The organism is Streptomyces sp. NPDC001606 (assembly GCF_053596835.1).
Window position 1 is genome coordinate 1 of the sequence record NZ_JBSFHC010000022.1, and the last position, 14,301, is coordinate 14,301.

14 protein-coding genes and 1 pseudogene are annotated in these 14,301 nt (G+C 72.1%); 8 read left to right on the forward strand and 7 right to left on the reverse strand.

Annotated features, from left to right (window positions below):
* Positions 1-1,304 (reverse strand): acetyl-CoA carboxylase biotin carboxylase subunit (locus tag ACWCV9_RS31240; RefSeq protein ID WP_450791606.1); only part of this gene is annotated, 1,304 nt, incomplete at its 3' end.
* Between the two features lie 364 nt (positions 1,305-1,668).
* Here ACWCV9_RS31240 and ACWCV9_RS31245 point away from each other — a divergent pair.
* A pseudogene (locus ACWCV9_RS31245) lies at positions 1,669-2,064 on the forward strand (hypothetical protein); the annotation flags it as partial.
* A 210-nt stretch (positions 2,065-2,274) separates the two neighbouring features.
* On the opposite strand, the gene ACWCV9_RS31250 reads toward ACWCV9_RS31245, so the two are convergent.
* From ACWCV9_RS31250 to ACWCV9_RS31265, 4 genes are all read right to left on the reverse strand, one after another.
* Positions 2,275-2,892: a Maf family protein gene (locus tag ACWCV9_RS31250; protein WP_450791608.1), complete on the reverse strand. Its 618-nt coding sequence runs from the start codon at positions 2,890-2,892 to the stop codon at positions 2,275-2,277.
* Between the two features lie 31 nt (positions 2,893-2,923).
* Entirely contained in the window at positions 2,924-3,052 is a 129-nt protein-coding gene (gene mmpB / locus ACWCV9_RS31255) for a morphogenic membrane protein MmpB (protein WP_450791610.1), read from the reverse strand.
* Between the two features lie 80 nt (positions 3,053-3,132).
* Complete coding sequence (locus tag ACWCV9_RS31260; RefSeq protein WP_385847854.1) at positions 3,133-3,342, reverse strand: acyl-CoA carboxylase epsilon subunit; 210 nt, start codon at positions 3,340-3,342, stop codon at positions 3,133-3,135.
* A 25-nt stretch (positions 3,343-3,367) separates the two neighbouring features.
* The gene (locus ACWCV9_RS31265; RefSeq protein ID WP_450791613.1) at positions 3,368-4,972 is read right to left on the reverse strand and encodes an acyl-CoA carboxylase subunit beta; all 1,605 of its coding nucleotides are present in this window, start codon (positions 4,970-4,972) and stop codon (positions 3,368-3,370) included.
* A gap of 111 nt (positions 4,973-5,083) precedes the next feature.
* Between ACWCV9_RS31265 and ACWCV9_RS31270 the strand changes: the two genes are divergently transcribed.
* Positions 5,084-5,953 carry a biotin--[acetyl-CoA-carboxylase] ligase gene (locus ACWCV9_RS31270; protein ID WP_450791615.1) on the forward strand — a complete coding sequence of 290 codons (870 nt, stop codon included), beginning with the start codon at positions 5,084-5,086 and terminating at the stop codon, positions 5,951-5,953.
* A 217-nt stretch (positions 5,954-6,170) separates the two neighbouring features.
* On the forward strand, positions 6,171-7,283 hold the full coding sequence (locus ACWCV9_RS31275) for an adenylate/guanylate cyclase domain-containing protein (protein ID WP_385847850.1): 1,113 nt from the start codon (positions 6,171-6,173) through the stop codon (positions 7,281-7,283).
* Here ACWCV9_RS31275 and ACWCV9_RS31280 read toward each other — a convergent pair.
* Positions 7,280-7,942 carry a hypothetical protein gene (locus tag ACWCV9_RS31280; RefSeq protein WP_450791617.1) on the reverse strand — a complete coding sequence of 221 codons (663 nt, stop codon included), beginning with the start codon at positions 7,940-7,942 and terminating at the stop codon, positions 7,280-7,282. The genes ACWCV9_RS31275 and ACWCV9_RS31280 overlap by 4 nt on opposite strands.
* A gap of 202 nt (positions 7,943-8,144) precedes the next feature.
* On the opposite strand from ACWCV9_RS31280, the gene ACWCV9_RS31285 reads away from it, so the two are divergent.
* From ACWCV9_RS31285 to hutH, 3 genes are all read left to right on the forward strand, one after another.
* The gene (locus tag ACWCV9_RS31285; RefSeq protein ID WP_450791619.1) at positions 8,145-8,939 is read left to right on the forward strand and encodes an enoyl-CoA hydratase/isomerase family protein; all 795 of its coding nucleotides are present in this window, start codon (positions 8,145-8,147) and stop codon (positions 8,937-8,939) included.
* 79 nt (positions 8,940-9,018) lie between these two features.
* Complete coding sequence (locus tag ACWCV9_RS31290; protein WP_450791621.1) at positions 9,019-10,161, forward strand: diguanylate cyclase domain-containing protein; 1,143 nt, start codon at positions 9,019-9,021, stop codon at positions 10,159-10,161.
* Between the two features lie 87 nt (positions 10,162-10,248).
* Entirely contained in the window at positions 10,249-11,787 is a 1,539-nt protein-coding gene (hutH, locus tag ACWCV9_RS31295; protein WP_450791789.1) for a histidine ammonia-lyase, read from the forward strand.
* 82 nt (positions 11,788-11,869) lie between these two features.
* Here hutH and ACWCV9_RS31300 read toward each other — a convergent pair whose 3' ends face one another.
* Positions 11,870-12,214, reverse strand: a complete 345-nt coding sequence (locus tag ACWCV9_RS31300; protein WP_450791623.1) for a hypothetical protein — start codon at positions 12,212-12,214, stop codon at positions 11,870-11,872.
* A 109-nt stretch (positions 12,215-12,323) separates the two neighbouring features.
* Here ACWCV9_RS31300 and ACWCV9_RS31305 point away from each other — a divergent pair, with 109 nt between their 5' ends.
* Positions 12,324-12,671 (forward strand): hypothetical protein, encoded by a 348-nt coding sequence (locus ACWCV9_RS31305; protein WP_385847845.1) that lies wholly within the window; start codon positions 12,324-12,326, stop codon positions 12,669-12,671.
* Between the two features lie 190 nt (positions 12,672-12,861).
* Positions 12,862-14,115, forward strand: coding sequence for a L,D-transpeptidase (locus tag ACWCV9_RS31310; RefSeq protein ID WP_450791625.1), 1,254 nt, complete (start codon positions 12,862-12,864; stop codon positions 14,113-14,115).
* The last annotated feature ends 186 nt before the right edge of the window (positions 14,116-14,301 follow it).

Consider the following 14,301-nt stretch of genomic DNA (forward strand, 5'->3'; position numbering starts at 1 on the left):
GAGCCGGTCAGCTCGGGGGCGAAGGCGGGGTCCTTGACGACCGCGCGGTGGAAGGGGATCGCGGTGGCCATGCCCTCGACCTTGAACTCCTCCAGGGCGCGGGCGGCGCGCTGGAGGGCTTCCTTGCGGGTGCGGCCGGTGACGATCAGCTTGGCCAGCAGGGAGTCCCAGGCCGGGCCGATCACGCTGCCGGCCTCCACACCCGCGTCCAGCCGGACACCGGGCCCGGACGGTGCGTCGAAGACGGTCACGGTGCCGGGGGCGGGCAGGAAGTTACGGCCCGGGTCCTCGCCGTTGATGCGGAACTCGAAGGAATGGCCGCGCAGTTCGGGGTCGCCGTAGCCGAGTTCCTCACCGTCGGCGATGCGGAACATCTCCCGCACCAGGTCGATCCCGGCGACCTCCTCGGTGACCGGGTGCTCGACCTGGAGACGGGTGTTGACCTCCAGGAAGGAGATGGTGCCGTCCTGGCCGACGAGGAACTCGCAGGTGCCCGCGCCCTCGTAGCCGGCCTCCTTCAAGATCGCCTTCGACGCCCGGTACAGCTCGGCGACCTGGGCCTCGGACAGGAACGGCGCGGGCGCCTCCTCCACCAGCTTCTGGTGGCGGCGCTGAAGGGAGCAGTCCCGGGTGGAGACCACGACCACGTTGCCGTGCTTGTCGGCCAGGCACTGCGTCTCCACATGCCGCGGCCGGTCCAGGTAACGCTCGACGAAGCACTCGCCGCGGCCGAACGCGGCCACCGCCTCCCGCACCGCCGACTCATACAGCTCCGGCACCTCCTCCAGCGTGCGGGCCACCTTCAGACCACGCCCGCCGCCACCGAACGCGGCCTTGATCGCGATCGGCAGGCCGTGCTCCTTCGCGAAGGCGACGACCTCGTCTGCACCCGAGACCGGGTCCGGGGTACCGGCCACCAGCGGCGCACCCGCCCGCTGCGCGATATGCCGGGCTGCGACCTTGTCACCGAGGTCGCGGATGGCCTGCGGGGGCGGCCCGATCCAGATCAGACCCGCGTCCAGGACCGCCTGGGCGAACTCGGCGTTCTCCGACAAGAACCCGTACCCCGGATGGACCGCGTCCGCCCCCGACTCCCGGGCCGCGTTCAGGATCTTGTCGATGACCAGGTAACTGGTGGCCGGGGTGTCACCGCCCAGGGCGAACGCCTCATCCGCCGCGCGGACATGCACAGCATCCCGGTCCGGGTCCGCGTAGACGGCCACGCTCGCGATCCCGGCGTCCCGGCAGGCCCGGGCCACGCGGACAGCGATTTCGCCACGGTTGGCGATGAGCACCTTGCGCACGATTGAGGCTCCCTCCTTGAAACAAGCCGAGTTTAGGGACTGCCGACACGGCACTTCGACCCGTCCCCAATGGTGAGCTTGCCCACACGGAGCGTGATTCGAGGCGCGCTCGACCCGCGAAAGCCCTTGTCGCACCACGGTACGCAGGACTCCTGCGGAAAACCCTAGCTCCGTCATGTGGTCAAGGTCTCTGTGAGGGCGTGCTGCGGCCCACTCTGTTTCTTTGTCGAGTCCCTACGAATGGCCCAATGATTCTTTGCTGCCGCCCGAACCCTTGTCCCCCGGTTTACCCGTTAGTAGCGTGCGCGATGACTCGAACGTACCTCGGGTAACAGAACGCTGGCTGGAGAGTGGGTGGGGACCGGTGGTGCGCAGACCGGTGGCGTGGGTCGTGGCCGTCGTACTCCTCGCCGAGGCCTTCGGCGTGGCGGCGCTGAACTGGTTCCTCGGCATGGTCGTGGACCGGCAGAAGATGTCCCTGGCCGGGCTCGACCCCGATGTGATGGCCACGTCGTCGAAGATCGGCGGGGTGGTCTTCGGGCTCTACTTCGCGCTGTGCGCCCTGGTGGCCGTCCTGGTGGCGATACGCGACCGGGCGCCCGCGGGGTTCGGCCGCATCCTGCTGATCAGCGTGGCGGTGGTGCACGGCCTGCTGGGCGCCTTCGCCTGGGGCATGGTCGGCTGGACGGCGTTCCTGTTCATGGTGGTGGTGCTGGGGCTCGTCGTCCTGCTGCTGATGACGTACGACCGTGAGGGCGGCCCCGAGCGGGGCGCCGCCCGGCCGGCCGCCCCGGGCGCCGCTCCATCGGGTGAAGCGGTGGTCCGTACGGAGCAGCCGCAGGACGGCGACGGCCGGACGAGCGGTCCGCAGGACGGGGACAGCCGGACGAGCGGCCCCCAGGACGGGGACACCCGCAGGGAGCAGCCGCAGGACGGGGAGAGCGGGCCCCGGGGGTCCGTCTCCGCCGGGTCACTCGGCCGCTGACCACAACTCCGTGATGCCGACGCCCAGTTCCGCGAGCAGCTTGCGGACCAGGGGCAGGCTGATGCCGATCACATTGCCGTGGTCGCCGTCGATGCCCTCGATGAACGGCGCCGACCTGCCGTCCAGGGTGAACGCCCCGGCGACGTAGAGGGGTTCCCCGGAGGCCACGTACGCGGCGATCTCCTCGTCGGTGGGCTCGCCGAACCGGACGACGGTGGAGGCGGTGCCGGACACATACCGCTTGGCCTGCGTGTCCCAGATGCAGTGGCCGGTCTGGAGCACCCCGGCCCGCCCGCGCATGGCCTTCCAGCGGGCGGTGGCCTCCTCGGCGTCGGCGGGCTTGCCGAGGGCCTGCCCGTCCAGCTCCAGCACCGAGTCGCAGCCGATCACCAGGGCGCCCTGCACCTCCGGCCTGGCCGCCACCACCGACGCCTTGGCCTCGGCCAGGGCGAGGGCCAGCTCGGCCGGGGTGGGCGCGGTGACGGCGTCCTCGTCGACCCCGCTCACGATCACCTCGGGGGTGAGCCCGGCCTGCCGGAGCAGACCCAGGCGGGCGGGGGACTGGGAGGCGAGGATCAGGCGGCGGCGCGGCGTGGCAGTCATGCCGTCAGGTTAGTCAGCCGGTGCGGCCGACTCACCTCAGACCGATCACGATCATCGCCAGAACCATGGCCAGGGCCATGAGAAAGCCGAGCCGCCGGAGCATCTCATGCGCTTCGCGCATGTCCTCGGGCGGCTCGTCCTCGGGGTCTGACCACAGCATGTCACCAGCGTGCGGCCTGGGGCCGGGAGGATGCCTGAGTACCGGTACTCAATTGGCACCCCCCGGCCGCGGCCGGGCGCTCAGCTCGGCCAGTAGGTGCGGGTCCAGGACGCCGGGCCCGGCTTCGGCAGGCGGGCGGCCGCGATCCGGGACGGGTCGGACCACGCGTCGCGCAGACCGTCCGCGCCGGGCGGCGTCGTCGCTGCCGCCGCGGCGCGGGCGCGGACCACCGCCAGAGCGGCGGCCAGCTCCTCCGGGGTCGGGTTGCCCCGTACGACTTTGATCGTCACAGCGGCTCCTTGGGGGCTCGGGGGCTTAGAGCGGGATGTTGCCGTGCTTCTTCGGAGGCAGGGATTCCCGCTTCGTGCGCAGCTGACGCAGGCCGCGGACGATGTGGGCCCGGGTGTCGGACGGCATGATCACGGCGTCGATGTAGCCGCGCTCGGCCGCGACGTAGGGGTTGAGGAGGGTGTCCTCGTACTCCTGGATCAGACGGGCGCGCACGGCTTCCACGTCCTCCCCGCTCGCCTCGGCCTCGGCGAGGGTGCGGCGGTGCAGGATGTTCACCGCGCCCTGGGCGCCCATGACGGCGATCTGGGCGGTGGGCCAGGCCAGGTTGAGGTCGGCGCCCAGGTGCTTGGAGCCCATGACGTCGTAGGCGCCGCCGAAGGCCTTGCGGGTGATCACGGTGATCAGCGGGACGGTGGCCTCGGCGTAGGCGTAGATCAGCTTGGCGCCGCGCCGGATGATGCCCTCGTGCTCCTGGCCCACGCCGGGCAGGAAGCCGGGCACGTCCACGAAGGTCAGCACCGGGATGTTGAAGGCGTCGCAGGTGCGCACGAAGCGGGCGGCCTTCTCGGAGGCGGCGATGTCCAGGCAGCCGGCGAACTGCATCGGCTGGTTGGCGACGACCCCGACCGGGTGGCCCTCGACCCGGCCGAAGCCGGTGAGGATGTTCGGCGCGAACAGGGCCTGGGTCTCGAAGAACTCGCCGTCGTCCACGATGTGTTCGATCACCGTGTGCATGTCGTACGGCTGGTTCGCGCTGTCCGGGACCAGGGTGTCCAGCTCCAGGTCCTCGTCGTTGACGGCGAGGTCGGCCTCCTCGGCGAAGACCGGGGGCTCGGAGAGGTTGTTGGACGGCAGGTACGACAGCAGCTGCTTGACGTACTCGATGGCGTCCTTCTCGTCGCCGGCCATGTGGTGGGCCACGCCGGAGGCGGAGTTGTGGGTCCTGGCCCCGCCCAGCTCCTCGAAGCCGACGTCCTCGCCGGTGACGGTCTTGATGACGTCCGGGCCGGTGATGAACATGTGCGAGGTCTGGTCGACCATGACCGTGAAGTCGGTGATGGCCGGGGAGTAGACCGCGCCGCCCGCGCACGGGCCGACGACCAGGCTGATCTGCGGGATGACACCGCTCGCGTGGGTGTTGCGGCGGAAGATCTCGCCGTACGCGCCGAGGGAGGCGACGCCTTCCTGGATCCGGGCGCCGCCGGAGTCGTTGATGCCGATGACCGGGCAGCCGGTCTTCAGCGCGAAGTCCATGACCTTGACGATCTTCTGCCCGTAGACCTCGCCGAGGGCGCCGCCGAAGACGGTGAAGTCCTGGGAGAACACGGCGACCGGGCGGCCGTCGACGGTGCCGTAGCCGGTGACGACACCGTCCCCGTACGGCCTGTTCTTCTCCAGTCCGAAGTTGGTGGAGCGGTGCCGGGCGAACTCGTCCAGCTCGACGAACGAGCCGTCGTCGAGGAGCAGCTCGATCCGCTCACGGGCCGTCAACTTGCCCTTGGCGTGCTGCTTCTCCACGGCGCGTGCCGAGCCGGCGTGCGTCGCCTCGTGGACACGACGCTGGAGATCCGCGAGCTTCCCCGCGGTCGTGTGAATGTCGATCTCTTGACGCTCTTCCGGCTCCGACATCGGGATCGCGGCTCCCTGCCTGCTCAAAGGGGGGGACGGTTACTCATCCGTAGAGTAGTGGTGGGCCCCGGCGTCGGCAGTGCGGCGTTTCCCACACCTAGGGTGGCTTGCATGACGCCGCACCATGCATCAGACGCATCCGACGACAGCCGTTGGTCCGATCTGGACCGTCCGCCTTTGAACGCCGCGGCCCTGCGACGTGCGCTGGTCCGCGAGGGCAGCCTGTGGACGGAGATCGAACTGGTCCCGCGGACCGGTTCCACCAACTCCGACCTGGCGGCCCGGGCCGCGGCCGGGAAGGCGGCCGAGGGCGCGGTCCTCGTCGCCGAGGAGCAGACAGCCGGGCGGGGGCGGCTGGACCGGCGGTGGACGGCGCCGCCGCGCTCCGGGCTCTTCTTCTCCGTGCTGCTGGCGCCCACCGAGGTGCCGGTGGCCCGGTGGGGCTGGCTGCCGCTGCTCACCGGTGTCGCGGTGGCGACCGGACTGGCCCGGGCGGCGGGCGTGGACACGGCGCTGAAGTGGCCGAACGACCTGCTGGTCACCGTGGGCGGGGAGGAGCGCAAGGCCGGCGGCATCCTCGCGGAACGGGCCGGCGACGCCGGGGTGGTCATCGGCGTGGGCATCAACGTCACCCTGCGGGCGGAGGAGCTGCCGGTGCCGCAGGCGGGCTCGCTCGCGCTGGCCGGGGCGGCCGGCACGGACCGGGACCCGCTGCTGCGGGCGGTGCTGCGGTCGCTGGAGGACTGGTACGGGCGGTGGCGCGCGGCCGGCGGCGATCCGGGGCCCAGCGGGCTCCAGGAGGCCTACGCGGCGGGCTGCGCCACGCTGGGCCGTACGGTCCGGGCCGAGCTGCCCGGGGACCGGGCCGTGGTGGGCGAGGCCGTGGCCGTGGACGGGGACGGGCGGCTGGTCATCGCCACCGAGGAGGGCGTGCGCGAGCCGGTGGGCGCGGGCGACATCGTCCATCTGCGGCCGGCGTAGGGCGCGAGTCGGGCCGTCGGGGGCGCGCGGAAGCGTCCGAGGGCGCACCGTGGAGGGGTACCCGGTGACGCCGGGGTGTCCCCGGACGCACCCCGGTCCGCGCGCCCGGCAGCGGGCACACTCCTCGGCCGAGCCCGACGGAGTGAGCTGGCGCACACCTGCCGTAGAGTTGAGGCCGGTCGATACCTGACCGTGGCAGATCGGAAGGGCAGCACGCGTGACCGTCGACGACACGGGTTCCGGCGCGGACTCGAACGGCGCCGACCCCGGAAAAGCCCCGCACCCGCTGGCCGTGCGTCTCGAAGCGCTGATCCTCGGTGCCGAGCGGCGCTACACGCCCTTTCAGGCGGCCCGTACCGCCGGTGTCTCCATGGAGCTGGCCACCCGCTTCTGGCGGGCCATGGGCTTCGCCGACGTCGGGCAGGCCAAGGCATTCACCGAGGCGGACGTCCTCGCCCTGCGGCGCCTCGCCGGTCTGGTCGAGGCGGGGCTGCTCAGCGAGGCCATGGCGGTCCAGGTGGCCCGGTCCACCGGGCAGACCACCGCCCGGTTGGCCGAGTGGCAGATGGATTCCTTCCTGGAGGGCCTGACCGAGCCGCCCGAGCCAGGGATGACCCGCACCGAGGTGACGTACCCGATCGTCGAGCTGCTCCTGCCCGAGCTGGAGGAGTTCCTGGTCTACGTCTGGCGCCGCCAGCTCGCCGCCTCGGCCGGCCGGGTCGTGCAGTCGGCGGACGACGAGGAGATGGTCGACCGGCGGCTCGCCGTCGGCTTCGCCGACCTGGTCGGGTTCACCCGGCTGACGCGCCGGATGGAGGAGGAGGAACTCGGCGAACTGGTCGAGGCCTTCGAGACCACCGCCGCCGACCTGGTGGCCGCGCGCGGCGGCCGGCTCATCAAGACCCTCGGCGACGAGGTGCTGTACGCGGCCGACGACGCCGGTACGGCCGCCGACATCGCGATGCTGCTGGTCGAGACGCTGGCGAACGACGAGACGATGCCGGAGCTGCGGGTCGGCATGGCGTTCGGCACGGTCACCACCCGCATGGGTGATGTCTTCGGTACGACGGTGAACCTCGCCTCCCGGCTGACCTCGATAGCGCCGCGTGACGCCGTGCTGGTGGACAGCGCCTTCGCGGAGGAGCTGATCCGCACCGGTGAGGCGCCCGTCTCGGAGGCGGAGGCGGCCGAGGCCGCGGCGGCCGCCGAGAAGAAGGGCGAGGACCCGCCGACGTACCGCTTCGCCCTCCAGCCGATGTGGCAGCGCCCGGTCCGCGGCCTCGGCGTGGTCGAACCCTGGCTGCTGACCCGCCGCGACGGCCGGGACTAGTTCCCGCCGAGTCCGTCCACGCACAGGCCGAGCACCGGCAGGCACACTCCGCCCGGGCCGGGCTCCGGTGTGCTCTGCGGGGGGCTCGGGGCCGGGGTGTGGCTGGTGGACGGGGTGGGTGCGGTGGTCGCCGGTGCGGAGGGTGCGGGGGCCGGTGCGGTAGGTGTGCCGGGCGCGGGAGTCGCCGGGGCCGGGGCGCCGGGTGTGGGTACGGCGGTGGCCTCCGGCTTCGTCGGGTGCGCGCCGTCGTCCGGGGTGGTCCGGGCCGTGCTGGACGGGGCCGGGGTGGGCGCGAGGCTGTGGCCGCCCATGACGGAGGCCGCCGTGGGCAGGGCGGTGGGTGTGGCCGTCGACGGGGTGCCGGAGTGCGGGGCGCGTGCGGTGGTGCCGGAATCCAGCCGGGGTTCGGCCTCCGCCGTGCCCGGGGCGCCGACACCGGACTGCGGGGTCACCCGGATCAGGCTCAGCACCCCGGCGACCAGGGCCAGCCCCCCTGCGGCGAGCAGCACCTTGCGGGGCCGGGGCTTGCGATGCCGCCCTCGCCGGATCCAGCCGTCCGTGAGGGCAGCGGGCTCCTCCGGTTCCCGGTCGGTCGGAGGCTCCCGGTCGGCCGCTGTCGCTGTCTCCGTACCGGACGACTCGCCGCGTATCGGTGTCATGTGTTCTCCCCGGCTTCTCCCCGCGCCCCGGTCGCGCCGGGCGGTGCGCACGTTATGCGCTGAGGTGGGCGGAGTGGGGTGAGACGGCCGGGATGTCACTCGAACGGGTGTAGCCCCCCGGGGTTTCCGGGAGCGGGGCCGGGCTGCGATGATCGGGCCGACAGGGAGTTAACCCGCGTTAACGTTGTGCCCGGAGGGTGTCATGAGCGAGGAGCGGTTCGGGGAGTTCGTGCTGGTGCGGCGGCACGGGTATGTCGCGGAACTGGTGCTGGACCGGCCCAAGGCGATGAACGCCGTCTCGACGGAGATGGCCCGCTCGCTCGGCGGGGCGTGCGCGGCGCTGGCGGCGGACCGGGAGGCGCGGGTGGTCGTCCTGACCTCCTCGCACGAGCGGGCCTTCTGTGTGGGTGCCGACCTCAAGGAGCGGAACTCCTTCACCGACGCCGACCTCGTCCGGCAGCGGCCGGTGGCCCGGGCGGCGTACACCGGCGTGTTGGAGCTGCCGATGCCGACGATCGCGGCGGTGCACGGGTTCGCGCTGGGCGGCGGCTTCGAGCTGGCGCTGTCCTGCGATCTGATCGTGGCCGACCGTACGGCCCTGGTGGGGCTGCCGGAGGTGTCCGTGGGGGTGATCCCGGGCGGCGGCGGTACGCAGCTGCTGCCGCGGCGGGTCGGGGCGGCGCGCGCGGCCGAGCTGATCTTCTCGGCGCGGCGGGTGGAGGCCGCGGAGGCGGCCGAGTTGGGGCTGGTGGACCGGCTGGTCGAGGAGGGCCGGGACCGGGAGGAGGCGCTGGCGCTGGCCACCGCGATCGCCGGGAACTCGCCGGTGGGGCTGCGGGCGGCGAAGCGGGCGCTGCGGCTGGGGCAGGGGCTGGATCTGCGGGCCGGGCTCGAGGTGGAGGACGCGGCGTGGCGGTCGGTGGCGTTCTCCGGTGACCGGGCGGAGGGGGTCGCCGCCTTCAACGAGAAGCGCACGCCGGAGTGGCCGGGCGAGTAAGGTCCCGCAGCCGCGTCGGGCATAGCCTGTTCGCCGCAAGAATGTCCCTCTTGCCCCTTTTCCTTCCTACGCTGGGGTAATGGGTGAGGACAAGCGGCTCCGTGCCGTCGTGGCGTTGGCGCAGGGGATGGCGGCGGCGCACACCCCACGGGAGTCGTGGCATGCCGCCGCGCTCGGCGCCTGCCGTGCGCTGGACGGCACGTTCGCCGCGCTGTCGGTGTGGGAGCGGGAGCTGGGGCGGCTGCGCGTCCTCGTGAACGTGGGGGAGTGCGCCCCGGACGAGGAGGAGTTCCCGGAGTCCGAGGCGTACCCGGTGCACCAGTTCCCGGAGATCACCGAGTTCCTGCACGAGAGATGGGCGGGCGGCGGCGGGCCCAACGCGTGGGTGGAGACCGCGCAGGGGCCGGCCGCCGGCACCCCGGGCTACTTCCACCAGCGGGTCGCCGCCCTGCGCCGGCGCGGCCGCGGCTGCTGCGTCGTCGCGCCGGTCGTGCTGCACGGCCGTGCCTGGGGCGAGCTGTATGTGGCCCGGGCGGTCGGTGCGCCTCTGTTCGCACGGGATGACGCCGACTTCGCCACCGTGCTCGCCGCGGTCGTCGCCGCCGGTATCGCGCAGACCGAGCGGCTGGAGGAGGCCCGCCGGCTCGCGTACACCGACGCCCTGACCGGACTCGCCAACCGCCGGGCCGTCGACGTACGCCTGGAGGAGGCGGTGGACCGGCACCGTACGCAGGGCGTGGTGGTCAGTCTCGTGGTCTGCGATCTGAACGGGCTCAAGCGGGTCAACGACACGCTCGGGCATGCCGTCGGTGACCGTCTGCTGGAGCGGTTCGGCTCGGTGCTGTCGCTGTGCGGCGCGATGGTGCCGGGGGCGCTGGCGGCGCGGCTCGGCGGGGACGAGTTCTGTCTGCTGGCGGTCGGGCCGGCCGCGGACGAGGTCGTGAAGGCCGCCGACGAACTGTGCCGCAGGGCCGGGGAGTTGGAGCTGGGGGAGGGGGTGGCCTGCGGGGTGGCCTCGACCGAGGACCCGATCGGGGAGGTGCGGGACGCCCGGCGGCTGTTCCGGCTGGCGGACGCGGCGCAGTACCGGGCCAAGGCCATGCGCGCGGACCGGCCGGTGGTGGCCGGGCGGGAGGGGCCGGACGATCCCGTCGTACGGCTCGCCGACGAGCCCCCGCCGTCCCGGGCCGAGCGGCGCCGGTTCCGCGGCCGGCTGCCGTGAGGCGAAGGCCACAGCGCAGGTAAGGGGTGCCCCCGGCCGCCACTAGTGACATCGACGCATTCAATGCGTACGCTCCTGAATATGGATATGCACACTGTGGTGGTGGGGACGTCCGGGGTCACGGCGTCCGACGTTCTCGCCGTGGCGCGCGGCGGTGCCCGCATCGAGCTGTCGGCGGAGGCGGTGGCGGCCCTCGCGGCGGCCCGCGAGATCGTGGACGCACTGGCGGCCAAGCCGGACCCGGTCTACGGCGTCTCCACCGGCTTCGGCGCCCTGGCGACCCGGCACATCAGCCAGGAACTGCGCGCCCAGTTGCAGCGCAACATCGTCCGCTCGCACGCCGCCGGCATGGGCCCGCGGGTCGAGCGGGAGGTCGTACGGGCGCTGATGTTCCTGCGGCTGAAGACCGTCTGCTCCGGGCACACCGGCGTCCGGCCCGAGGTCGCGCAGACCATGGCCGACGTGCTGAACGCCGGGATCACCCCGGTCGTGCACGAGTACGGCTCCCTCGGCTGCTCCGGCGACCTGGCCCCGCTGTCCCACTGCGCCCTCGCGCTCATGGGAGAGGGCGACGCGGAGGGTCCCGACGGGGTCGTACGGCCCGCAGGCGAGCTGCTCGCCGAGCACGGCATCGAGCCGGTCGAGCTGCGCGAGAAGGAGGGCCTGGCCCTGCTCAACGGCACCGACGGCATGCTCGGCATGCTGATCATGGCCCTCGCCGACCTCGACACCCTCTACAAGTCCGCCGACATCACCGCCGCCCTCAGCCTGGAGGCGCTGCTCGGCACGGAGAAGGTGCTCGCCCCCGAGCTGCACGCCATCCGGCCGCACCCGGGCCAGGGCGCCTCCGCCGCCAACATGCTCGCCGTGCTCAAGGGTTCCGGCCTCACCGGGCACCACCAGGACGGCGCCCCCCGGGTCCAGGACGCCTACTCGGTGCGCTGCGCCCCGCAGGTCGCCGGCGCCGGACGCGACACCCTCGCGCACGCCCGGCTGGTCGCCGAGCGGGAGCTGGCCTCCGCCGTGGACAACCCGGTCGTGCTGCCCGACGGCCGGGTGGAGTCCAACGGCAACTTCCACGGCGCCCCGGTCGCCTATGTGCTGGACTTCCTCGCCGTCGCCGCCGCCGACCTCGGCTCCATCGCCGAGCGGCGCACCGACCGGCTGCTGGACAAGAACCGCAGCCACGGCCTGCCGCCGTTCCTCGCCGACGACGCCGGTGTCGACTCCGGGCTGATGATCGCCCAGTACACGCAGGCCGCGCTGGTGAGCGAGATGAAGCGGCTCGCCGTACCCGCCTCCGCGGACTCCATCCCGTCCTCCGCGATGCAGGAGGACCATGTGTCCATGGGCTGGTCGGCCGCGCGCAAGCTGCGCACCGCCGTCGGCAACCTCACCCGGATCATCGCCATCGAGCTGTACGCCGCCACCCGCGCCATCGAGCTGCGCGAGGGCCTGACCCCGGCGCCCGCCTCCAGGGCGGTCATCGACGCCGTGCGCAAGGCCGGAGTCCAGGGCCCCGGCCCGGACCGGTTCCTGGCGCCCGACCTGGCCGCCGCCGACGCCTTCGTGGCCGGCGGTCACCTGGTCGCGGCCGCCGAGACGGTCACCGGCCCGCTCCAGTAGGACCCGCAAGGGGAAGGTGACAGGGGGCTCCGCCGCGCGGGGCCCCCTGTCGGTGCGTCAGGAGGGCTTCCACTCCGCGGAGTCAGAAGCCCAAACGTTCGCGGCGCACCGAATACACCACGAACCCGGCGCCCACGGCGAGGAACAGCGTGCCGCCGACCACGTACGGAGTGGTGTCGATGCTGCCGGTGTCGGCGAGTCCGGCGCCCTCCGCGGTCTCGTGGGCGGTCTGCGCGGTCGCCGCCGACACCGCCCGGCCCTCCTGCGTGACCTGTTGCGTGACCTGCGTCGCCGTGGTCGTACTCGACGCTTCCGTCGCTCTGGCCGGCGAGTCCTGCGACGCGTTCGCGGACGGCACGAACCACAGGGCGCACAGCAGGGTTCCCGCGGCGGTGGCGGTCAGCAGCGGACGGCGAGCGGATGACACGGAATATCGATCCCCTTGTGACGCTGGCGAATTGGCCGTGTGGGGTGATGTTAGTGAAAATCGTGGGTCACAGGAAAGTCACGGCAGGTTTCGGCCGTACGCTCGCGCCATGAGCGATGAGGAGACATCACGTTTTGTACGGCTCCGGGTGGATCTGGTGCTGGAGGTGCAGGACGAGGACGCACTGACCCGGGCCGCGCTGCGCCGGCTCGCGGAGGACCCGGAGCTGCCCGAGGCGGAGCGCGGCCAGGCCGAGGGTGCTGTGACGGAAGACACCGCGGAGGCCCTCGCCTATCTCGTCGACCCGTTCGACCTGGTCGGCGCGGTGCCCGGGGTGGAGCTCCAGCAGGCGTCCTGGTCCAGCGAGCGGATCGACTACGACCCGGATTCGCCCGACTGGGAGCTGGGCGAGGATGATGAGGAGGACGACGAGCGGGAAGAGGGCGGCATCGGCTGAGCGTTCGGGGGCACTCATGACCCCGGGCGGCAACCGCCGTCCGGGGTCTCGTCGTACCACCCGCCCACGACGGCGGACGTGGCGTGTCCCACAGATCCCCGGGATCCGGAACGGGACGAACCGGCCGTAGCGTTGAAGGTTCGGGGGACACGCAGTTCTTGGCGGCTCGGCAGCGATGGAGAAGCTTGTGATGACGGACAGTAAGCGGCGCAGGGGCCTGATGGCCGCGTCCGCTCTGCTCGGCGGTGTGCTGGTGCTCACGGCGTGTTCCGGCGGTGACGACAAGTCCTCCGGCGGTGGCAACGGCAACGACTCCTCACAGGCGCAGGCGGACGCCGCGGCGGCGAAGAAGTCCTCGCAGGCGCAGATCACGATCACGCCCAAGGACGGCTCCGACAACGCGTCGATCAACAACTCGGGCACCGTCACGGTCAGCAAGGGCACGCTCACCGGCGTCACCATGACCACCCAGGACGGCAAGCCCGTCGCCGGGCAGCTGTCCGCCGACAAGCTGAGCTGGAAGCCCACCACCCAGCTGGCGCGCTCCACCACCTACAGGATCGCGGCGGAGGCCAAGGACTCCGAGGGCCGCATAGCCCACGAGAACGCCCAGTTCACCACGGTGTCCCCGGCCAACAGCTTCATCGGCACCTTCACCCCGGAGAACGGCGCCACGGTCGGCGTCGGCATGCCGGTCTCGATCAACTTCGACAAGGCGATCACCAACAAGGCGGCCGTGCAGAAGGGCATCACGGTCACCTCCAGCAGCGGCCAGGAGGTCGCCTGCCACTGGTTCAACGCCAACCGCATGGACTGCCGCCCGGAGCAGTACTGGAAGGAGGGCGCCACCGTCACGCTGAAGCTGGCGCTCGACGGTGTCGAGGGCGCCCCCGGCCTGCACGGCGTCCAGCAGAAGACGGTCACCTTCCACATCGGCCGCAACCAGGTCTCCTACGTCGACGCGAAGACCCACCAGATGAAGGTCACGCAGGACGGCAAGGTCGTCAAGACCATCCCGATCTCCGCGGGCGCCCCCGAGCACACCACCTACGAGGGGCAGATGGTGATCTCCGAGAAGTTCACCCAGACCCGGATGAACGGCGCGACGGTCGGCTTCAAGGACTCCGACGGCAAGGGCGAGTACGACATCAAGGACGTGCCGCACGCCATGCGCCTGACCACCTCCGGCACCTTCATCCACGGCAACTACTGGGGCGCGCCCTCGGTGTTCGGCAGCGTCAACACCAGCCATGGCTGCGTCGGCCTCCGGGACGTCAAGGGCGCCGGCGACCCGAGCACCCCGGCCGCCTGGTTCTACAACCACACGCTGATCGGTGACGTCGTGGTCATCCAGAACACCGGCGACAAGACGGTCTCGCCGGACAACGGCCTCAATGGCTGGAACATGGACTGGGCCCAGTGGAAGGCCGGTTCCGCCGTCTGACGGTCCGTTCACACCCTCGCGATGCCGCCCTCAGGGGCGGCATCGGCGTTTTGGGGCCACGGCGCCGGCGCCCGACGGCTTCTGTAACGGTCGCCCGGCTACGACGTAACAGTTTCCCGGCACTTCTTTCTTACCGTCCTCTCATCCGTTGAGCCTTCCGATCACCCCCCGGCATACTCCGTGATC